The organism is Neobacillus drentensis, assembly GCF_036962125.1.
Taxonomy (GTDB): domain Bacteria; phylum Bacillota; class Bacilli; order Bacillales; family Cytobacillaceae; genus Neobacillus; species Neobacillus drentensis_B.
Map to the genome: position 1 here is coordinate 1 of NZ_JBALOA010000019.1, position 22616 is coordinate 22616.

The following is a 22616-nucleotide window of genomic DNA, read 5'->3' on the forward strand; positions in this document are numbered from 1 at the left end:
GGGTTTGGCGGAATCATCAAGGGCTTTGGCGGGAAAAGTTACAAAGCTGGCGGAATCCCTCACTAGTATGGCGGAATCACGCCAACACTTCGCGGAATCCCATCCCCATTTCGCGGAATCCTCCCACCCGCACCAATACAAATGACAACAAATCGACACAAATCCTCAAAATAAATAGAAATTTCAACCAAACAAGCAGGATTTTCTCATATTTTGCAGAAATTTTTCAAAAAAGATAAAAGGAGTGACAAAACAATTGATCATGAAAGAATTAACCCCGCCACAAAGACTTTTCCTTACCGAAATACTAAAATTAAGACTAAACATCGGCCACAGCAAATATCAAGAAATTGAAAAGGACTTAGCCAAACGATGGGCCGGTTACTGGGGCGAAATTGCACTCGCTAACTACATCAAAGAACTTCCCCATCATCAATACCTCATTTTCCACGACCTCCAACTGCAATTTAATGGAATCCACTTTCAAATTGACACACTTCTACTCTCTCAAAATTACATCCTAGTTATCGAAGCCAAGAACATCCTTGGTACGTTGACCTTTGATAATACCTTCAAGCAACTAATCCGAACACATCAAGATGGAACAGAAGAATCCTTCGAGGATCCGCGCGTTCAATGTCAGAGACTTCAATCCCTCTTACGCAAGTGGCTGGTCAAAAACGGCTGCAATTTACTCCCCGTAGACACCCTTATATTTTTCAAAAGTACCAGTACCATTTTGAAAACGTCCCCAGGAGACAAAACTGATTTCACTAAAGTATGCAAAGGAAGAGACCTTTTTAATAAAATCGACCAGATGGAGCAGATGTATCAGCAAGAAAAGATTGATTCCTCTACCATGATGAAAATAGGAAATTTACTATTAGAGCAGCATAACCCAAATCCAATTAACATCCTAAAAGAATACAACCTAACTGAAAAAGATCTTCGAAACGGTGTTTGCTGTCCGAATAAAGAATGCAATTTTATTCCGATGAATTATAAAAGAGGAACATGGATTTGTCCAACTTGCAAAACGACCTCAAAAGATGCCTATCTAACCACCCTTAGCCACTACAATTACTTGTATAAGCCAACATGCACGAACCATGAAATAAGAGTCTTCCTTCAGCTCCCATCTCCAAACACGACCCAAAAGGTCCTCCAGCGATTAAATCTGCAAACAACGGGTACAACTAAAAATCGACTTTATTATTTAGATCCTGAGAAGGTGACTCCATGCGTTTTATCATAAAAAATAACATGTTAATCCCAAGCTCGGCGCAAGGAGACTCGCTCCCTATCTCACAACTCACCAGCATCCTGCAACCGCCACTGAATCCTAACTTTCCTTTTAATTCTGACCTGCAACTTCTGCTAACTGGTAAACAGCTCCTCCCAGAAGATATTCCATTACCCTTTAAGGATATCCAGAACCATTATGAAAATGGCTATATCACCTACCGGAAGGGAATCCACTACGTGGGCAAAAAGCCAGTCTGTACTCGCTGCGGCAACAATGAGCCACACTGGTTTGCCACCTACCCATGCTCACGATGCGGGGAAACCTGTCACTATTGCCGCCATTGCCTCATGATGGGCAGAATCAGCGCATGCACACCACTGATTGGTTGGAATGGCCCGGTACCTGACACTCAACTCCCGTCAAACATCAAACAATGGCAAGGCACGCTTTCAAAGGGACAGCAGACAGCCTCAGACCATGTGACGGCTGCCATCCAACAAAATCAGGAACATCTGGTCTGGGCTGTTTGCGGGGCTGGGAAAACCGAAGTACTGTTCTCAGGAATTGAGTCTGCCCTGGGGGAGAAAAAAAGAATCTGCATTGCTACCCCGCGGACCGATGTCGTCTTAGAACTCACCCCACGACTGCAGGCCGCTTTTCCAGAAATAAAAATAGCTTCCCTATACGGAGGAAGTGAGGACCGCCATCTTTATGCACCACTTACCATTGCAACCACACACCAGCTGCTTCGTTTTTACCATGCCTTTGATGCGATTATTTTAGATGAGGTTGATGCTTTTCCCTATACTGATGAGGAATCGCTCCAGTATGCGGCCATCCAGGCACGAAAACCGACTTCCGCGATGATATACTTGACGGCTACACCTAATCAAAAATGGCAAAGGGAATGCCGGACGGGAAAACGTGCATTTACCACAATCCCCGCTCGTTTCCATCGCAAGCCACTCCCAGTTCCCAAATTTGAATGGTGCGGCAACTGGCAAAAGCAATTGCAAAAAAATAAACTCCCTCCAAACATCCTCCGCTGGATATCAACGCGGATTCAAGCGAACAAGCAAGCACTTGTATTTTTTCCACATATCCCTTTAATGGAAAAAGCACTCCCTATCCTGCGTCAATATGCGTCAACGATAGAATCCGTCCATGCGGAAGATCCTGACCGCAAAGAAAAAGTCCAGAGAATGCGGTCGAAACAGACGCCATTGCTGTTAACGACGACCATTCTAGAACGTGGTGTCACCTTCCCTAATATTGATGTCGCCGTTATTGGCGCGGAAGATGAAATTTTTTCAGAAAGTGCCCTTGTCCAAATTGCCGGAAGGGCAGGGAGGAGCAAGGACCATCCCGAGGGGGTAGTCACCTATTTTCATTATGGAAAAACAGAAGAGATGCACAAAGCTAGAAAGCAAATCATCGCAATGAACCGAGAAGGGATCAAAAGGGACCTGCTCGATTAATAAAATTTTAACAATAACAACAAGCCTGACGAAGGGGCTTGTTCGAAAAAAAGGAGCACTATAAATGAATCTATTCCCTCAAAACCACTGTCTCATCTGCCATGAGGTAATCCTGCCCGACATCGGCTGGAGAGCCATATTCTCCATCGAAAAAGAACAGCTAATCTGTCCAGCCTGTGATGGAAAGTTAGCAAAAATTGAAGGCGAGCAATGTCAAATTTGCAGCCGGCTGTTGAGTCCGGTTGATGTCCAATTTCGTCACGGGGATCTGTGCCATGATTGTTTTCGCTGGGAAGAGGATCCCAATTGGAAAGGGGCACTCGATAAAAATCATTCCTTGTTCCTTTATAATGATTTTTTAAAAGAGGTCATAGCAAAATATAAATTTCGCGGCGATTATGTATTGGCAAAGATTTTTTCCGAACTAATTAAGGAAAAGCTGAAGGAATTGACTCCTGACCTGTTGGTTCCTATTCCACTAAGTGAGGAACGGCAATATGAGCGGGGCTTTAATCAGGCAGCGGCCCTTCTCACAGAATCAGGCTTTACCCCTGATAATCTGCTCAGCCGGGTCCACTCTGAAAAGCAGTCGAAGAAATCAAGAGTGGAGCGGATTCATCTTTCCCAAGTCTTTCAGGTTATCCCTGAAATCAATGTAATCGGAAAAAAGGTTGTCCTTATTGATGATATTTACACAACAGGCTCCACCATTCGGCATGCTGCAAAACTGTTAAAGGAGGCAGGTGCAGCCAGCATACAATCATTGACATTAGCCCGTTAGCCCATGCTGGTAGGGCACGTCTGATTGCAGACCTGCTCCTCATGCTCCATACTTGAAAGCCCCCATTTAGCTTAATTTGTAAGCATTTTGCTGGAATGTTGCCCCATTAAAGATTACAATAATAGTGAACAACTATTCATTTTAGTAAAAATTACCTATTAGTGTCAAAGGTAATGCAAAACATTGTCACTATTCCCCCTGTGTTTTTGTCAATAAATCGACAAAATTTTTGTTCTGATTTAGCAGGATAATCATAGGGTAAAATAGAATTGTTATTACATAGCCTTAACTAAAGGAGGAATCCACAAATGAAATATAACGTTCGTGGTGAAAACATCGAGGTAACTCCAGCAATTAGAGAGTATGTAGAGAAGAAGATCGCTAAATTGGAACGCTATTTTACAGAAGCACCTGATGCAAAAGTAAATGTGAATCTTAGATTCAATCAAGATAAAACTTCGAAAGTAGAAGTAACGATCCCGCTTCCACAATTAGTCCTTCGTGCTGAAGAAACAAATGTTGACATGTATGCTGGAATTGACTTAATAACTGACAAATTAGAGCGCCAAATTCGCAAACACAAAACAAAGGTTAACCGCAAATTCCGTGAAAAAGGCGACTTTCCTGTTACATTTGCAACTACTGAAAACACAGAAGTCCATGATTTAGACGAAGATGAATTAGAATTAGTTCGTACCAAACGCTTTGACCTAAAACCAATGGACAGTGAAGAAGCAATCCTGCAAATGAACATGCTTGGCCACAGCTTCTATGTGTTCACTAATGCAGACACACACCGTACAAATGTTGTTTATAAGCGCCGTGACGGCCGTTATGGTTTAATCGAAGCCCAATAAACATGAATAAAAAAGAAAAAAAACGCTGCTCCTCCAACGGGGCAGCGTTTTAAATTTGCAGATAACAATATTTCGATATACCGAATTCAGAATATTTAATATAATGAAATTAATATTTTCATAGAAAGAAGTGGCTATTCATGGACTTTGATTTTCAATATCATCCATACCCGTCACAGCGGACAACCGTATTTGCACAGGGTGGTATGGTTGCAACCTCCCAGCCGCTTGCCGCTCAGGTGGGTCTGGATATTCTCAAACAGGGAGGAAATGCGATTGATGCTGCCATTGCTACGGCGTCAGCGTTAACCGTCCTCGAGCCGACCTCAAACGGTATCGGCGGTGACGCCTTCGCCCTAGTCTGGACCAAGGGAAAGCTCCATGGTCTAAACGCAAGCGGCCCCGCACCCAAGCGGTTAACGATTGATGCCGTGAAAACGAGGGGGTATAACAAAATTCCTGCTCATGGAATGATTCCAGTGACCGTACCTGGTGCTCCCTCAGCTTGGGCTGAATTGTCGAAAAAGTTTGGCCGCCTCCCGTTAAAGGATGTCCTGCAGCCTGCAATCGACTACGCAGAAAATGGCTATCCCATCACACCAATACTCGGAAAATACTGGGAGTTAGCGTATAACCGTTATAAGCAAATATACACGACTGAAGAATTCCATCCTTGGTTCGAAACCTTTGCACCAAATGGACGGCACCGAAAGTAGGCGAGATATGGCATTCGAAGAACCATGCTGCTACATTTCGCTCCATCGCTGAATCGAGCGCGGAAAGCTTTTACCGTGGCGAACTCGCCGACAAAATCGCCGCCTTTTCCGAGCGCTATCAAGGGTTCATTTCCAAAGAAGATTTGGCAGGCTACCGGGCAGAGTGGGTCGAGCCGATTAAAGTCAACTATCGCGGCTACGATGTCTGGGAAATTCCGCCGAACGGTCAGGGCCTCGTTGCACTCTTAGGCCTAAACATTGTCAAAGGCTTCGAGTTCAGTGAAAAGGAAACGGTAGATACCTACCACAAGCAAATTGAGGCAATGAAGCTGGCATTTACGGATGGCAAAGCCAATATTACAGATCCTGCTTTTATGAAAATGAACCTAGCTGACGTTCTTTCGGACGAGTATGGCGAATCCAGACGCCGTGAAATCGTTGATGAAGCGATGGTGCCGCACCCATACGAGCCGTCGCGTGGAGGCACCGTCTACCTAGCCGCAGCAGATGGTGAAGGCAACATGGTCTCATTTATACAGAGCAACTACATGGGCTTCGGCTCCGGCATCGTGGTGCAAGATACTGGGATTGCTTTACAAAATCGAGGCTGTGATTTTTCATTGGATCCGAGCCATCCAAATGCATTACGGCCTGGGGCGAAGACCTATCACACGATTATTCCTGGTTTTCTAACAAAGGGTGATCAGGCAGTCGGGCCGTTTGGTGTGATGGGCGGCTATATGCAACCACAAGGGCATCTGCAGGTAATTATGAATACGATTGATTTCGGATTAAATCCACAGGCCGCCCTCGATGCCCCAAGGTGGCAATGGATTGAAGGAAAGAAGGTAGAAGTGGAGCCGCATTTCCCGAATCATCTTGCACAGGCGCTGATTCGAAAAGGCAACCAAATAGAAGTAGCCCTCGACGCAGGCGGCTTCGGACGAGGACAAATCATTTGGCGTAATCCAGAGTCGTGTGTCTTGATGGGCGGAACAGAGTCACGGACTGATGGGGCGATTGCTGCATGGTAAGGGGTACAAGTAGATAGGGGGTACGGTGCTGCCAGACACGTACAGGTCGATGAAGCCTGTTCATAAAGCCTGAACGGGTGCTGTCCAACAAGTAGAGGTAGATAAAGCCCGTTCATAAAGCTCGAAGTATAACCGTTTTTAGATTCGCTGATTGAAGAGAAAAATTCGCTGATAGAACTCGGAAATTCGCTGATTGAAGTGGAAAATTCACTGATAGAACTCGGGGATTCGCTCATTGGATCACCAATCAGCTCCAGAAAGGATTCACAGAGCAAATTTGGGTACTAAAATAATCAAAAAAGTTATCCTAGCTACTTGTAAAAAAGTTATCCCCATGTGGGTAACTGTAAATTAATGAAATTTACCCCCAATTCTGCTAATGATATCCACAATATCGTCAAGAAATAGACCATAAAAGTGGATATCTTCAATAATTAAGGATAGATACCAACAGATTCCCAAAAGATAACTATTATTTTTCAGACTAATCTGCGAACTCAAACTACTTATCTACAAATCCACAAATAACAAAAAGCCAGCGATACTTCTTCGCTGGCCTTCTCTAACAGATTTATTTCCCTGCTCCGCAGCAGTTCTTATATTTCTTGCCGCTGCCACAAACACATGGATCATTGCGGCCAATATCAATTTGCTTCACTTTCGGCTTCTTCTTAACAGGTTCGCCATCTTCCTTCGGATTGACGGCTTGACCTTTTGCCACTTCTTGACGTTCCAGATTGTTGCGGATTTCAGCTTTCATGATATACATGGCTGCTTCGTCTTCGATGGATTGAATCATCGCCTCGAACATCGCAAAGCCTTCATGCTGGTATTCACGAAGCGGGTCAATTTGACCATATGCACGTAAATGAATTCCTTGACGCAGTTGGTCCATCGCATCAATATGATCAATCCACTTAGAGTCAACGGCACGTAAGGTAACTACCTTTTCGAATTCGCGCATCTGTTCAGGGAAGAGGAGTTCTTCTTTCTCTTCATAACGTTCCTTCACTTTTGCAAAAATGACTTCGACAATTTCATCCGGATTTTTGCCTTTTAAATCTTCAGCCGTGACATCCCCTTCATGGAGAAGAGTAGCATGAACATAATCGACAATTGCTTGAAGATCCCATTCTTCCTCATCCTCATGTCGAGACGCATGGGCAGCGACATTACGCTCTATCGAATTCAAAATCATCTTTTGAACAATGTCGCGTAGGTTTTCAGATTCTAATACTTCATCACGCTGAGTGTAGATAATTTCACGCTGCTGACGAAGAACATCATCATATTGCAAGAGTTGTTTACGTGCATCAAAGTTGTTACCCTCGACGCGTTTTTGCGCTGATTCAACTGCTCTCGACACCATCTTACTTTGGATTGGCTGTGTATCATCCATACCAAGTCGTTCCATCATCGATTTCATATTATCTGAACCGAAGCGGCGCATCAGTTCATCTTCCATTGATAAGTAGAACTGTGTAATACCAGGGTCTCCTTGACGTCCAGATCGTCCACGGAGCTGGTTATCAATCCGTCGGCTTTCATGACGTTCCGTACCAATTACGGCAAGTCCGCCGAGTTCAATGACACCCTCACCAAGCTTAATATCTGTACCACGGCCGGCCATGTTAGTTGCAATCGTAACTGAACCCATGTGACCTGCTTCGGCAATGATCTCAGCTTCACGCTCATGGTTTTTCGCGTTCAAGACATTGTGGCGGATACCCTTTTTCAATAAATATCTAGAAATCAGTTCTGACGTTTCAATCGCAACCGTACCAACAAGAACAGGCTGTCCTGCTTGGTGACGCGCAGCAATATCCTCAACAACCGCACGGAATTTACCATCCATAGATGAGTAGATTAAATCAGGACGGTCATCACGGGCAATCGGACGATTGGTTGGAATAACGATAACATTCATGTTATAAATGTTGCGGAATTCTTCTTCTTCTGTCTTCGCCGTACCTGTCATCCCTGCTAATTTTTCATACATACGGAAGTAGTTCTGGAATGTAATCGTCGCCATTGTCATACTTTCGTTTTGAACTTCAAGACCTTCTTTTGCTTCAATCGCTTGGTGCAAGCCTTCACTATAGCGGCGGCCCTTCATCAAACGGCCTGTGAACTGGTCAACGATGACAATTTCACCGTCTTGGACCACATAATCAACATCAAGGTGCATGCTGACATTTGCTTTTAGCGCTTGATTAATATGATGGTTTAGAGTGACGTGTGACATGTCAAAAAGGTTTTCAATCCCGAAAGCCTTCTCCGCTTTACTGATTCCTTCTTCTGTCAGCATAACACCCTTTGTCTTTTCATCGTAGGTATAATCAGTATCCCTTGAAAGCATTTTAACAAAGCCATTCGCTTGGATATAAAGAACAGCTGACTTTTGTGCTGATCCTGAAATGATTAATGGTGTACGGGCTTCGTCAATTAAAATCGAGTCAACCTCGTCAATGACGCCATAGAAAAGTGGTCGCTGTACTTTTTGTTCCTTATATAGGACCATGTTATCACGCAGATAATCGAAACCAAATTCATTATTGGTTCCATAAGTAATATCAGCTGCATAAGCTGCTTGTTTTTCTTCCTTATCCATACTATTTAAATTCAAGCCAACGGTTAAACCAAGGAATTGGTACAACTCACCCATTTCGACGGCGTCACGGCTTGCTAAGTATTCGTTGACGGTAACAACATGAACACCTTTACCAGAAAGTGCATTCAAATAAACTGGCATTGTTGCGGTTAAGGTTTTACCTTCACCCGTTTTCATCTCTGAAATGTTTCCTTCGTGGAGGGAAATACCCCCCATTAGCTGAACATGGTATGGATATAATCCAAGCACACGGCGGGCGCCTTCACGTACGACCGCAAACGCTTCAACCAGCAAATCATCTAATGATTCCCCGTTTTGATAGCGCGCCTTGAACTCTACCGTTTTCTCGCGCAGCTGGTCATCGGTCAACTTTTCAGTTTCCGCTGCCAGGGCATCAATTTTCGTCGCCAGCTTGTCTAGTCGCTTCAGCTCGCGCTTGTTCAAATCAAACACTTTATCTAAAATCCCCATATCTGATGAGCGCTCCTTTTACCTGAGAGTCAATACATTCTTATTCAAAAAAACCTGTCAAAACAATTCGATAAGTACCTTTTCCATCTTACCACTTCCACAAATAAGTGACAACAATGATAGAGGATAGCACGATTCGTACAATCTATCTATTATATATCCTCCTCTATTACAAACCATAAAGAGTTGCAAATATAGTTCGATTTTTCGACAAATTTGACAAACTGATGGCGTGTTTTGAGAATGTATTTCAACTAGATTCATATTCCTTTCAGGTTTAAAAATTTTTGTATATTAACAGTTATTTTTGAATAAAAATTCAATTATATACAGAGTAAACAACACTAACACAGTGTTAAATATCCTTGTGATAACAATGTATTTGTGTTGTTTTTAGTATAAACATCATATTGGGTTTGTTTGAAAAAATATTCACAAATTGTACATTGGATTATACTCTCACAATGTTAGATACTACCTTTAGAGAGGTTAATATGGAAAATATATAGAGAAAGAATCCAAAATGGGAAGGGTGAGTTAAGTGGCCATTTGGGGGAAAAAAAATAAAGATAAAGATCCCGAAAGTAGAGAAGATAGAAAAAAAGTTGGCCTGATTCGCGGATTATGGCGAAAGTTTAGAGGGATTGACTGGAAGAATCCGGTTAACAGGTGGAAATTACTGTTTGTTTCCCTTGTAGGTTGTATCGTTGTTTTTGGTGGGGGTTATGGAGTTCTTACCATGACAAACTCACCGACTTTTTGTGCGAGCTGTCACGAAATGGCACCAGAGTATTCCTCTTACACAGCCAGTGCGCATAACCAAATTTCATGCGTCCAGTGTCATATAAAACCAGGTTTTACCAACATGATCACACACAAGATGAAATCAGTGAAAGAGGTATACTACCATGTAACCGGTGTACCTGAACAAATCGTTCAAACTGAAGAAGAAGCAGTTTCCAACGAGAACTGTTTACAATGTCACTCGAAGAACCGTCTTGTTACCGCGTCCGGTGACTTAAAGGTTAATCATAAAGGCCATATCGAAAAAGATATACCTTGTATTACCTGTCACGCTGGTGTTGTTCACGCGAAGATGGCTACCCGCGGAATCAACGTTGAAGAAGTACGTGGCGAATGGACAAAAGAAAGTGCTCAAAAATTAATGGAGAAAAAATACTTGAGACCTAACATGGGTACTTGTATTGACTGCCATGACAAAGTAAATAATGGCGAAAAGCCTTGGAAAGACCCAGCTTATAACGTACCGGTAAATCCGGAAGAAGTTGCAAAAAAGCTTGAAGAAAAAGATAAAGAAGCTGCTACAACAACAGTAGCTACAAAAGAAAGCGAAAATAAGGAAAGTACTGAAGCAACTGCTGCGGCACATGATGAAAAGACACAAGAAATCATCTTGCAAGCAATTGGTAAACAAAAGAAAGACGTTAAGATTTCAATGGAATGTAAAACTTGCCACAGGCAAACGGAAATTCCAAAAACACACCGAACTGTTAATTGGAGCAATAATCATGGCGGTACCGCAATTGAACAGCTAGATAAGTGCGTTAACTGTCACCAAGATTCTAAATGGGTTAGAGCAATCCCGAAAGAAGATATTATGTCTATTCTTAAAATGGGCAATCAAAAAGTTAAGTACACTCCAAACGTAACACTTGTAAAAGATCAAGCTCGAACAAATAAATTCTGTAGCGCTTGTCACGCTGACCGTCCTTCAGGACACGGTGAAAGTGACCAATGGTTGACTGATCATGCTGCTAAGGCAAAAACAACAAGTCAGAAAGCTGAATGTATGGTTTGTCATGATCGTGAAAAGCCAAAAGCTGGCTCAACTGATGTAAAAGCACCTACAGATGTTTACTGCCAATACTGTCATAGAACTGGCTTTAAAGATGATAAGAAATAAGAGGAACATGTTCAAGAGGAGGGATAACAATGGAAGAAGAGCATAAAGACCAAACCTCCCCTCCACGGACTCGCTACAAAATATATAAATATTTAACAGTAGCACTGCTATTTATTGTCGTCTTTTTCTCATTGGGACTAATTGGAGTAGAAACTACCTCGAGTTCAAGTTTCTGCTCCTCCTGCCATGAGATGAAGCCGGAGTATTATACGTGGAAGGCGTCCACCCATAGCGAAGTGGATTGCGTTAAGTGTCATATTGGATCAGGAACAGAAGAATATGCAAAGGCAAAAGCAAACGGATTAATGCAGGTTTACAAAAAAGCGACACAAACCTACACAGCTCCTATTCGTATGCCAAAGGAGATACCTGATAGCGCATGTGAGTCCTGTCATGATGTATCAAAACGTGATGTCACCGCTTCAGGGGACATTATCATTCCCCATGATAAACATAAAAATAAAGATATTGAATGTATCCAGTGTCATAACGGTATAGCACACGGCAAGATTGCTGATCGAAAGATGACGTTCCAAACCGATTACGAGAGATGGGATAGTAAAACTGGAAAATCAGCAATGGCAGATTTGAAATTTACACGTCCAGATATGGATACATGTATCGAATGTCATAAAGCTCGTAAAGTTACAAATAAGTGTTCAGCTTGTCATTCAACAGGAATGGTACCAAAAAGTCATAAAGAAGCGGACTTTAAAACCAAAACACATGGTAAGCAAGCTGCTGAGAATTTAAAAAAATGTAATCAGTGTCATAGCGATATGTCAAAAGAACCGTTACAAGGTTATGAGGATATATCCATTTTAGAAAGTTTCCTTAACAAGGATCAAGCTCAGGCAAAACAAAAGAATCAATATAATTATGCAAAAGAAAATACTTTCTGCGCTGACTGCCATAACAAGCGACCAGCAAGTCATGATAAAGATTTCTATGGTAAACATGGTGCAATTGCTAACCAAAATCAAGAGTCATGTAAAGCATGTCATGAGGTGAAAAAAGCGAACGCTCCTGGTGGAAACCAAGTAACTTGTTCTTCTTGTCATCCAAGTAAACATAGCCAAAAGGGCAATTGGAAGGAAGGCCATCCAATTTCGTTAACTGGAGTTACGAAGCCTCAGGCAAAATGCTATACATGCCATGCTAAGCCAAGTTGTGAAAAGTGTCATAAGTAGTTAAATAAGACTTTTTTAAATACCTTTGATTTGGAGCTTTATAGGATTCTAACATTTCGAACAAGTCTATCAGAGGTCATTCGAAAAAACAAATAAAATTCGAGGTGGATACTAATGGAAGCTAAAGAGCTGCCGATCAATCCAGAACCGGAAAAAAACGAAAGAACAACGTTGAAGAAGGAAAAGAAAAAGTATTTTACTAAATTACAAGCCTTATTGCTTATAATCGCTACTCTAATTGTTAGTCTTGGCGGAGGTTATTATATAAGCGAGAAATTTTTATGGTCCAACGCAAACAAAGATAGAATTGATGAACAAATCAATTATTATCAAGCTAAAGTAGATTCTGAACCGAATAATCCAGAACATCGAGTAAATTTAGGCTACTCCTATTTCCTAAAAGGTGATAACAATAATGCCATTAAACAGATGAAAGTAGCAACGGATCTGGATAGCAAATACTTCGGTGCCTATTTTAACCTTGGATTGGTTTATATTGATGAAGAAAGATACAACGATGCTTTGAAACAAGCTCAAAAAGCAGTTGAGTTGGGACCTCGTAATTTTAAAGCTCATTTATTATCAGGAATGGTGTATCGTGAATTAAAAATGTACGATGAAGCCAATAAATCACTTAAAGATGCATTGAAACTAATGCCAACAAACACAGATATTATTACTGAGATTGGTAAAGTGGCCGAAGATCAAGGCAAGAAAAAAGAAGCAGAAAAGTTTTTCAAAGAGGCTTTAAACTATGATCCGTTATATAAACCTGCTTCAGAAGGCTTAGAGAGAGTCGCTGGAAAAGATAAGGACAACAAATAGAAGGAGCTGACTAACAATGAAAAAAAGAACTGTTTATATATTGATGAGTAGCATTGTCGCACTGTCGGTAGCCTTCTTTGCAGTTGTCTACTTCTTAAATTTAGAAACGACAATTAAACCGATTGTTGCAAAAGTAGATCCAAGTGGGCCTCCAGTATATACGAATTCCTTGTACGGAGAGTTTGACAAACCTTTAAACAAACCTATGGACGTAACAAAAATTGGGGAATTCATTTATGTAAGTGATACAAATAACAAACAAGTTCAGGTTTTTGATCAATCTGGAACATCCGTTTTTAAATTTGGTAAAGAGGGTACCAAAAAGGGCGAATTTAAATTCCCTTATGGAATAGCAGGAGATAAGGATGGAAACATTTATGTTGCAGACTTATACAATGGAAACATTTCCATTTTTGATTCAAAAGGGAAGTTCATTAAATATTTTAATGATCAAAAGAAAGTTCTAAAATCTCCTGGCGGTTTACGCATATTTGATGACAAGGTTTATGTTACTGATATTAAAGCAAACAAATTGTTTGTATTTAATCTGGATGGCAAAAAGCTTATGGAAATTGGTGGCCCTGGGGTTGATGAAGGGAAATTTATCGCACCAAATGCTGTAACAGTTGACCATGACAAGCAAATTTATGTGACAGATTCAGGGAATAATAGAGTAGAAGTCTTCACTAAAGATGGTAAGTTCATCAAAATTATTAATGGTTCAAAAGATGGAAAAGGTGAACCAACTCTCCTTAATCCAAGAGGGGTAGGGGTAGATTCAAAAGGAATTGTCTATATTGTCAACAACCTATCACATAATATTTATGCTTTCGATAAAGATGGGAATCAAAAATTTGAATTAGGTGGAATGGGTACGGATAATGACAAACTTTATCTTCCAAATGGTCTGTTTATCGACGATCGAGACACATTGTTCGTGACAGATACTATCAATCAAAGAGTATCCGTTTTCTATTAGACCTTTTTACTTTAAGGAGGTGATTCTAAAACGGTCGGTGCTTCAATATTTAAGATTAATTTAGAGAAAAAGAGAGAAATTTGGGAGGTTTTAAGAATGAGTAAGTTAAGATTGGGCTTATCTACTGTATTTATGCTGATGTTATTAGGCATATTCAGTGCGGTGGCCTTTGCTGAGGATGGAGTTCCTCCTACCTCAACTAACCCGGCACCTGGGATCCATGTAGGTGAAATTGATAACTTTGGTAACAAAAGCACACACAAAACACATGGTAATTTCCAAAACAACACAAACTCTTGTGCAAACTGTCACAGTACACACAACGGGGAAGACGAAATGTTGTTAATGAAAGATGGCGAATACGAACTTTGTATGTCTTGCCATGATGGGACAATGGGCTTTTATGATGTAACAAAAGCAAGCGGCGCAGGAACTTTTGATGACTCACACTTAAGTTCTTCCATGCACAACGTCGATTCAGGTTTAAAAGTAGGTAGTGCTCCTGGTAAATATTTAAATAATTCTACTGCAGATTTAGAGTGCTCTAGCTGCCACAACCCACATGGTTCAGCTAATGATCGATTATTAAATGAAACGGTTGCAGGAAAAGTATTTGCTACTTCTTTAGTAAATGGTGTTCAAACAGCTGCGCCAATCGGTACCAAAACGATCGCTCTAGAATTAACAGAGGATCCTGCATATGCAGATCTTAACGCTTTAACTGGCACTGGCGGATTGAAAATTATGAAATCTAATGGTCCTAAGGGTTCAATTACTTACAACGGCGTAAACGATAAGATCTATTATTCTCAATTCTGTGGTGCTTGTCATGATGATTACTTTGCTAAGAGAAACGCAGGTACATCTTCAGCCCCTATGCCTGGAAAACCAAGCACAGGTTCTCCAATCACTGCTACACACACACATGATACTTACACACATACAACTAATAGCTCCAGCCAAGGTAGAAGTTGTGCAGCTTGTCACTATGCACACGGTACCGATGCTACTATTATGATTGATGCTGCTGGAAGAAATGTTGCTGATTTACTACAAGTTAAAGATACTGCAGGAAAAAATCTATTTACACAAGAAACAGCTGAAGCATACATGAAAGATGTTAGCTCAAGAGGTTCATCTTCATTAAAGAAATTCACTAACATGGCTGTATGTTTTGCCTGTCATGGAACAAATATTGCTCCAGGACAAATTGATCCTCAATTCCTAGATGGAACTGGAAGACTTAAAGGTAGAGCAAAAATTAAATAATTGTTAATGAAGAATTTGTCTCAACGAAAATTAACTCAAAACAAGGTAGCAATATCTATTTATTGTTACCTTGTTTTAAATAAAAAAAATAATAGATATAGAATATTTACTAAAATTGAACATTGCAAAAACAGCCCATCTACCTCCCAGATGGTTAGTTTTTGAAACATAAAGGTTTTGAACGAATTTGTAATTGTCAGTGATACCTATCGTCATTCTATGTTTTTAAGGAGGTGATGAAAGAAAGATAGGTTGCTACACAGATTCACCTAAAAAAGAGAGAGAAAGACAGAAACAAAATGGGAGGTTTTTAGAAATGAGTAAGTTAAAAATTAGCTTGTCTGCATTACTCATGCTGGTTTTACTAAGCATGTTTGGCGCTCTCGCCTCTGCAGAAACACCATTTACACCTACGTCTACAAACCCAGCACCTGGAATTCATTCAGCTGATGTTGATAACTTTGGTAACAAAGCAACACATAGAACGCACGGTAATTTCCAAAACAATACAAACGCTTGTGCAAACTGCCACAGTACGCATAATGGTGAAGATGAAATGTTGTTAATGAAGAGTGGCGAATATGAACTTTGTATGTCTTGTCATGACGGTACAATGGGCTTCTACAACGTTAAAGTTGGTAGTGGAGCTGGAACGTTTGATGATTCTCATGAAAATGCATCAATGCACAATGTAGATTCTGGAGTAAAAATTGGGTCAGCTCCTGGAGCAGCTGTTAATACATCTACTGATGTATTAGAATGCTCAAGCTGTCATAACCCACACGGATCTGCTAATGACCGTTTATTAAATGAAACAGTTATGGGTAAGGCATACGCTTATGATGTTAAAGGTTCAAAAGGTAGCAGCCATGGTCCAAGTTTCACTAAAACAACTGCTATTCCTACAGGTAAACAAGCAATTAACCTTGTGTTAAAAGAAGACCCTGCATATGCTGAAATCAACTCACAAACAGGTACAGGTTTTAAAGTATATAAATCATTGGGTCCTGATGGGGCAAGAGACAGAATGAACTATAGCAATTTCTGTTCAGTTTGTCACGACAATTACTTAGCATCTAGAACAGCTAAGAAGCCAAACCTTGATAATGGCGGTAAGGAAACAGGAGTTTACACTCACACAACTAACAGCCATAAGGGTGGAAGAAACTGTGCTTCTTGTCACTATGCACACGGTACAGATATCACTACATTACAAGACTCTTCCGGAAGAACCATTGCAGACTTGCAAAAGACCCCAGAAAACGGTGGCTTAGGCTTTAGCGAGGCAACTGCAAAAGATTACATGAAGAATATTAGCAGTAAATCTGCACTTAAGAAATTCACTAACATGTCTGTATGTTTCTCTTGTCACGCAGGTGAAGGTGAAAGCTTAGGCGGACCAGATGCAGCAGGCAAGAATACTGCCGGTACACCAGATACTCCACTTTATATGTATACTGCTCCAGATGGTTCACAACCTGGATGGGACGGCGTAACAAACTGGAGAACATCAACTTACGACCCTGCATTTGCAGCCGAGCTTGAAGAGGTCATTAAGCACTATGATGAGAAATATGGTAATAATTAAGAACTAACTTGTAACAAGGGAACAATATTCTAATTGTTCTCTTGTTATAATATTTCATTTTTCTGCGAAAATTGTCAATAATTGCTCTTTTATAAGGAGTAGTGTCTCTTTAAGGGGGTGGTGGAAAAAAGATTATTTAGTGTTTGATTTCACCGAAAATAGAGAAAAAGAGAGAGAAAAAGTAAGAAAATTGGGAGGTTTTCTAGAAATGAGTAAGTTAAAAATTAGCTTGTCTGCCTTATTAATGCTTGTTTTATTAAGCATGTTTGGAGCCTTTGCTTCAGCACAAGGAGTTACTCTACCATCTAATGTTGGTACTGTGGATAACTTCGGTAATTCCAATACACATAAAACGCATGGTAACTTCCAAAACAACACAAACTCTTGTGCAAACTGCCATAGTACGCACAACGGGGAAGACGATATGTTGTTAATGAAGAGCGGACAAAAAGAACTTTGTCTATCTTGCCATGATGGTACTATGGGTTTCTATAACGTTACAACTGCTAGTGAAGCAGGTGTAATTGACTCGCACGAACAAAGTGCGTCAATGCATAATGTTGATTCAGATTTAGCATTATCTGCGGCTCCCGGTGCATTAGCTAATAAATCTACTGCTACTTTCGAATGCTCAAGCTGTCATAATCCACATGGATCTGCAAATGACCGTTTATTAAATGAAACAGTAGCTGGAAAACAATATGGTAACAATTATAACGTCACTATCGTTGGCTATACTGAAACAATTACTAAATTGAATCAGGTTCCAATTGGACAAAAAGCAATTAAGCTTAATTTAGTAGAAGATCCTGCATTTGCCGATATCAACAACGCTACTGGTTTATCAGGATTAAAAATTTACAAGTCAAATGGTATTTATAATAAGACAACTGATGCTCCAGGTTTAACTCAAGCACAGGTTTACGATTATAAGTTGAACTATTCAGAGTTCTGCGCATCTTGCCATGACGACTATATGAAAAATAGAGAAAATGGCCCAAGAGCAGCGAAAACAGCAGAAGGTCATGCACTATTTACACATACTACAAACAGTACAAAACAAGGTCGTAGCTGTACTGCATGTCACTATGCACACGGTACCGATATTACTCTATTAAAAGACACTGCTGGTAAAACAATTGCAGATTTAGAAAAACCAGTTGCAGATGGCGGAAAAGGTTGGACTGATGCACAAGCTAGAGCTTACATGAAAGATGTAAGTAAATCAGGATCTTCTTCTTTAAAGAGATTCACAAACATGGCTGTATGTTGGGCTTGTCACCAATCTACACACCAAATTGCTAATACGCCTGGAACCACAAACTATCCTAATACAACAGATTATAAAAATTACTTAGTTCCTGGTGGAGATTATTCAGGTAAATCCTTAATTAAATAATAGTTAAAAAAAGCTAACAAATAGCCCCACTATTTGTTAGCTTTCGCAAGATTTCAAAGTAAACAAGGTGGCAATATCACTATTGTTGCCTTGTTTTTATTATTGCAACCGGGAATACAGATTGTCAAAAATATTTAACTTAACTATGAAAATTAATGTTAATTCAGTTGATATAATAGATATGAGTTTAATAACTAATAACTAATTTACGAAAAGTAAAGGATGAATAGTATGAAAAGGAAGAACTACAAACGAAAGCTAATCTCATACTTTGTTATTGGGAGCGTTGTTCTTAGTTCCCTCCTTTTTAGTTCTCCTGATAACATCGTTGTATCAGCGTCTGCTGTTCCTGAAATCCAGATATTAACACCGGAAGATGGAGCTATATCTAGTGCTTCAGTCGTTGAATTTACTGGAACGATTGCAGATGATCTAACTACTGCAGATAAACTTACGGTCAAGGTTTTTGAACAGCTAGAGGCTTCTCAGCAGCCTATTGATATTACGAATGAAGGAAAGCTTACAACGACTCTCAAGGATAACAATGCAGACTTCACATATTCAAATGAATTTAGTGAAGGGGTTCATGCTGTAACATTTGTTGTCACTGATGAGGATGGAGCAAGTGCAAAGGTAGATCGTTCTTTTACCGTTAAGTCGGAAGAGACAAATACTACTGGGACGACTGAGAATACTCCAATCCCAGCAGACAATGTATCAAATAATCCAGTAACATCTACTGATGCAAATGGAACGATTCAAGAAACCACCCCAAAAAGTGAGACTAGTTCAACATCCATCAAAAAAACGGTAACATCACAAGTAGCCATTGATGAGGAAGTTACAAGGCCGTATATGTACAAAATGTATCTAATTCCAAAGGATGCAGCTGATAAATATGAGCCCGGTAAGGATGCACCTAGTAGCTTTCTTCCCATGGAGGATATGACTCGAGTACCATTGAATTATGTGATATTAGTCGATGTAAGAAGTACGGAGCCATTAACTAAAACCCAACCCCTTTTAACGTCTTTTGGAGACATTAAAGGAGACGAAAATTTAATAGCAACAACTACATTAACTGATAATCTTAACGCCTATGTTTATACATTTACACCTGATCAAGATTTTAAACCTGGCACAAGTTACTTTGTTTATCTTAATCCTAAATTCTCAACTGAAAAAGATACTGAGAATTTAATTATTCCTAGATTCCTAAAATTCACCACCGTTAGTGATTATAAAGATACCGGATTTCAGGTCGACAGAGTGGCCAATGAAACAACTGATAATGACGCTATTCACGGACCGTTTTCGGTGGTAACAAATGCATGTGCATTCTGTCATAGTACCCATAATGGAACCAATGAATATCTAATAAAGGGAGAAAAAGATTCTACTGAAAATGATATGTGCATGGCATGTCACGATGGAACAGGATCACCTAAGATAGAAGAGAATAATAGTCATAGTCAACATTATTCCGATGTTAGTTGTTCTAGCTGTCATGATCCACATAACCCAGGGACGAAACATAATCCAAACAGCTTGCTTCCTAAGACAGGGACGGATCCTTTCTTTAATTATAAAAAGGCAGGTTCTGTTACAAATAATGTTTTAAGTGACTATTCCTTATGTTTTAAATGTCATGGTAATGGAGCTAAGGCAGATATTGAACAGTACTATACTGATGGAACTCTTAAAACACAATCTGGGCATAATTTTCAGTCACAAACTGATAACGGTATTTCGTTAGATGGTCAGCTTCCATGTGCTGAATGCCACGAAACACACGGAGCTACTAATATAAAGATGCTTAGACCAGAGTTAGGAAATGTCAAGTTGGAAGGTCAAAAGCCTGAGACTGATCAGCTAGATGATCATTGGTTTAATAAAACCACGACTGATTGGGATGCTCAAGCACAGCGCCAATTCTGTCTATCCTGTCATAATGGGAAAACAGATCTTTATGGTAAACAAGGTAAAGCAATCTACGATTTAGAAACTGGGGATCCAATTAATCCAGCAAATGATGGACATGATCGAGATAGCCAAAAAACTTGCGCAGAATGTCACAGTGATAGTAAATCCTTTATGGATACAGCACATGCACCTAAAAGGATAAATCCATAAAAAAACGAGCGGATACTCCGCTCGTTTTTTTACTTATGATTTTTCAACCACTTCGCCAACCCATCAATTTTCCTCCACAAATGCAAATGCATATCGGCGTAGACTATTGCTTCGTTTTCATCGCCAAAGCCGTAAAATTCAGGAGGATAGGCAGGCAATCGTTTCTTCCCGGTCAGGTAGTTAATTACAAATTTATTCACCTTTTTAGCTTCCTTCAATAACTTAGCTACTTTTGCCGTAAAGCCTCTTTCCATGACCTCGAGCAATAATTGATTATAAATATGCTGGGCATCCCCATCATCATATTCTTTGAGCAAGTTTCCTGCTTTCTGGAACTCTTCAGCATCCATGTAGTTCACAAATAACGAGAAGCGAACCCCTTGGTTATCCATCGGATTTAGGGCTATCAACTCTTCAAATTGTTGCGTAGCTTCGATTGTTTTTCCTAACTGAGACAGGGCTTCGGCATAATGAAGCTTCGCACGCATAAACGGCCTAGTTTCAATTAACCCCCAAAAGTAGCCTTTGTTTTCCTTGAAAAAAGCTTTACCAAGCTCTCGTTCCCCCGCTTTGATTCCTTTTTCATAAAGGAGGATGGCTTCTTCGAGACTTTTTGTTTTTTCCGCAAGAAGGACATAGGCATCGGTACAGTTAGGATTTAGTTTGAGGGCTTCTTCCGCCAACTTATACCGCTGCTGGCCGTCTGATTGATAGGCGTCATAGATTAAATTTCTCGCGCGCTCTTCATCCTTTCTTGATACCTTGCGGGCTGGACTTTTTGTTTTCTTACTGGATGGTTCCACTAGCGTGAGTGTCTGAACCGTTGAATCCGATCTGCCTTCGGAATTCATCTTCCCTGTACCTGATCCATTTGTTCTTGGAAACGCAATAACAGGCGCTTTTTCAGAAGGAAACAGTGGCGGTGCTTCATCTATACCGTAGACGATTCCCATCAGTTCAGCAATCTCGTGCGATAATTCCGTTTCCAGCTCCGAATAAACAGAAGATATGGACCGAGCTGAAACGCCATATAGTTTCGCTAACTCTTTTTGTGTATATATTTTTTCTAATGGAGCAATCGTTGACAATAAGTAATGAAGGGCGGCAACATAAAGATTGGGATTTTGAATTCGTTTTTGCTTTTTCTGGCAATAGCTTAGCCAGAGAATCACCCCTGCGTCAATGACTGATGGAGCAATATTATGTGTTTCCAGGTTTTGTTTGAAAATAATAGCAATTTCCTTTTGAACTGGTGAGGGCCAGTCTATGTTATCGATTTCCAACAGACCACCAATCATCGGTAATTCACTTAAGACCTCTAAGAAAAAGTCGGTCAAATATTCCTGCGGTGAGTCGTAATCAGCTTCGACGCTGCTAGCAGCTATGTATGTAAAGGCATCTTCAGGTTTTAGATCTGGTAAGTCAAAAGGAGAGGGGAAGAAGACATACTGTTGATCATAGGGAACCAAGATTCCTGCGAAGAAAGAACCCTTTTCTGCTTTAACGTCCACATTAGCAACAATGGTTTCGATTATTTCAGATGTAAAGCCGTCCTCGACTGTTAGTCTGTTGTTTTCAACAGCAAGTATCTTCCCGACTATGGTCCTAGCTTCCGTCCAATTTTGTAAAATCTTTCGCAGTTTGATCCGTTTAATTTTGCCTGTTTCAGTACTAATAAATTTTTCGATGATTGTTTCTCCGTCATCTAATCCTTCAAAAAGAGTGAACCAGATAGCATGAATTAATTCATAAAATTCGCGTTCCTGTCTATTATCAATTTCAATCATTTCTTCCAGGCTTTCAAAATCTTCTTGAATTTCTTGTCCAAAGTGATAGTAAGCATAATGAAGGATATGCTTTTGCAGGGTATCAATTTCACTATCAATCATCTCGGTAATCGATACGGCTTCCTTTGCCCCGCAGCATTTTTTATACTTTTTACCACTTCCGCACGAACAGGGGCCATTCCGGTTTATTTTTTCCAACTTTCTCCGCTCCTTTGAACACTCTATTTCTCTTATATTAATAGTACCATTTTTGACAGGCTGATTTGTAAAAATACAGTGAAATGGCTAGAAAGAATATGCCGATGATTTTTATTACGGACAGATTACT

The 22616-nt window shown here is 40.3% G+C and carries 14 protein-coding genes and 1 pseudogene; 13 read left to right on the forward strand and 2 right to left on the reverse strand.

Translation table 11 applies throughout. The features are described from left to right. Positions 1 to 262 precede the first annotated feature (262 nt). From V7121_RS17075 to V7121_RS17095, 5 genes and pseudogenes are all read left to right on the forward strand, one after another. Positions 263 to 1255 (forward strand): NERD domain-containing protein, encoded by a 993-nt coding sequence (locus V7121_RS17075; protein ID WP_335500814.1) that lies wholly within the window; start codon positions 263 to 265, stop codon positions 1253 to 1255. Beyond that, positions 1240 to 2724 (forward strand): DEAD/DEAH box helicase, encoded by a 1485-nt coding sequence (locus V7121_RS17080; protein WP_335547260.1) that lies wholly within the window; start codon positions 1240 to 1242, stop codon positions 2722 to 2724. The genes V7121_RS17075 and V7121_RS17080 overlap by 16 nt, the downstream gene beginning before the upstream one ends. Before the next feature lie 64 nt (positions 2725 to 2788). After that, complete coding sequence (locus tag V7121_RS17085; protein ID WP_335547261.1) at positions 2789 to 3505, forward strand: ComF family protein; 717 nt, start codon at positions 2789 to 2791, stop codon at positions 3503 to 3505. A gap of 308 nt (positions 3506 to 3813) precedes the next feature. Continuing rightward, a complete protein-coding gene (gene hpf, locus V7121_RS17090) occupies positions 3814 to 4362 on the forward strand; it encodes a ribosome hibernation-promoting factor, HPF/YfiA family (protein ID WP_335500820.1) in 549 nt (182 codons plus the stop codon). Positions 4363 to 4502: 140 nt separating this feature from the next. After that, positions 4503 to 6112: pseudogene (locus tag V7121_RS17095) on the forward strand (gamma-glutamyltransferase family protein). Positions 6113 to 6683: 571 nt separating this feature from the next. On the opposite strand, the gene secA reads toward V7121_RS17095, so the two are convergent. Continuing rightward, positions 6684 to 9194 (reverse strand): preprotein translocase subunit SecA, encoded by a 2511-nt coding sequence (gene secA / locus V7121_RS17100; RefSeq protein ID WP_335500824.1) that lies wholly within the window; start codon positions 9192 to 9194, stop codon positions 6684 to 6686. A gap of 541 nt (positions 9195 to 9735) precedes the next feature. On the opposite strand from secA, the gene V7121_RS17105 reads away from it, so the two are divergent. From V7121_RS17105 to V7121_RS17140, 8 genes are all read left to right on the forward strand, one after another. Next, positions 9736 to 11118 (forward strand): NapC/NirT family cytochrome c, encoded by a 1383-nt coding sequence (locus tag V7121_RS17105; RefSeq protein WP_335500825.1) that lies wholly within the window; start codon positions 9736 to 9738, stop codon positions 11116 to 11118. 29 nt (positions 11119 to 11147) lie between these two features. Then, positions 11148 to 12308 (forward strand): cytochrome c3 family protein, encoded by a 1161-nt coding sequence (locus V7121_RS17110; protein ID WP_335500827.1) that lies wholly within the window; start codon positions 11148 to 11150, stop codon positions 12306 to 12308. Between the two features lie 114 nt (positions 12309 to 12422). Further along, on the forward strand, positions 12423 to 13133 hold the full coding sequence (locus V7121_RS17115) for a tetratricopeptide repeat protein (protein WP_335500829.1): 711 nt from the start codon (positions 12423 to 12425) through the stop codon (positions 13131 to 13133). 16 nt (positions 13134 to 13149) lie between these two features. Next, complete coding sequence (locus V7121_RS17120; protein ID WP_335500831.1) at positions 13150 to 14112, forward strand: 6-bladed beta-propeller; 963 nt, start codon at positions 13150 to 13152, stop codon at positions 14110 to 14112. A 96-nt stretch (positions 14113 to 14208) separates the two neighbouring features. Next, complete coding sequence (locus tag V7121_RS17125) at positions 14209 to 15381, forward strand: cytochrome c3 family protein (protein ID WP_335500833.1); 1173 nt, start codon at positions 14209 to 14211, stop codon at positions 15379 to 15381. A 316-nt stretch (positions 15382 to 15697) separates the two neighbouring features. Then, positions 15698 to 16969 carry a cytochrome c3 family protein gene (locus V7121_RS17130; RefSeq protein WP_335500835.1) on the forward strand — a complete coding sequence of 424 codons (1272 nt, stop codon included), beginning with the start codon at positions 15698 to 15700 and terminating at the stop codon, positions 16967 to 16969. Between the two features lie 208 nt (positions 16970 to 17177). After that, the gene (locus tag V7121_RS17135; RefSeq protein WP_335500839.1) at positions 17178 to 18368 is read left to right on the forward strand and encodes a cytochrome c3 family protein; all 1191 of its coding nucleotides are present in this window, start codon (positions 17178 to 17180) and stop codon (positions 18366 to 18368) included. Between the two features lie 231 nt (positions 18369 to 18599). Next, positions 18600 to 20501, forward strand: coding sequence for a cytochrome c3 family protein (locus V7121_RS17140; RefSeq protein WP_335500841.1), 1902 nt, complete (start codon positions 18600 to 18602; stop codon positions 20499 to 20501). Positions 20502 to 20530: 29 nt separating this feature from the next. On the opposite strand, the gene V7121_RS17145 is transcribed toward V7121_RS17140, so the two are convergent. Further along, complete coding sequence (locus V7121_RS17145) at positions 20531 to 22486, reverse strand: SEC-C metal-binding domain-containing protein (protein ID WP_335547264.1); 1956 nt, start codon at positions 22484 to 22486, stop codon at positions 20531 to 20533. Positions 22487 to 22616: the final 130 nt, after the last annotated feature.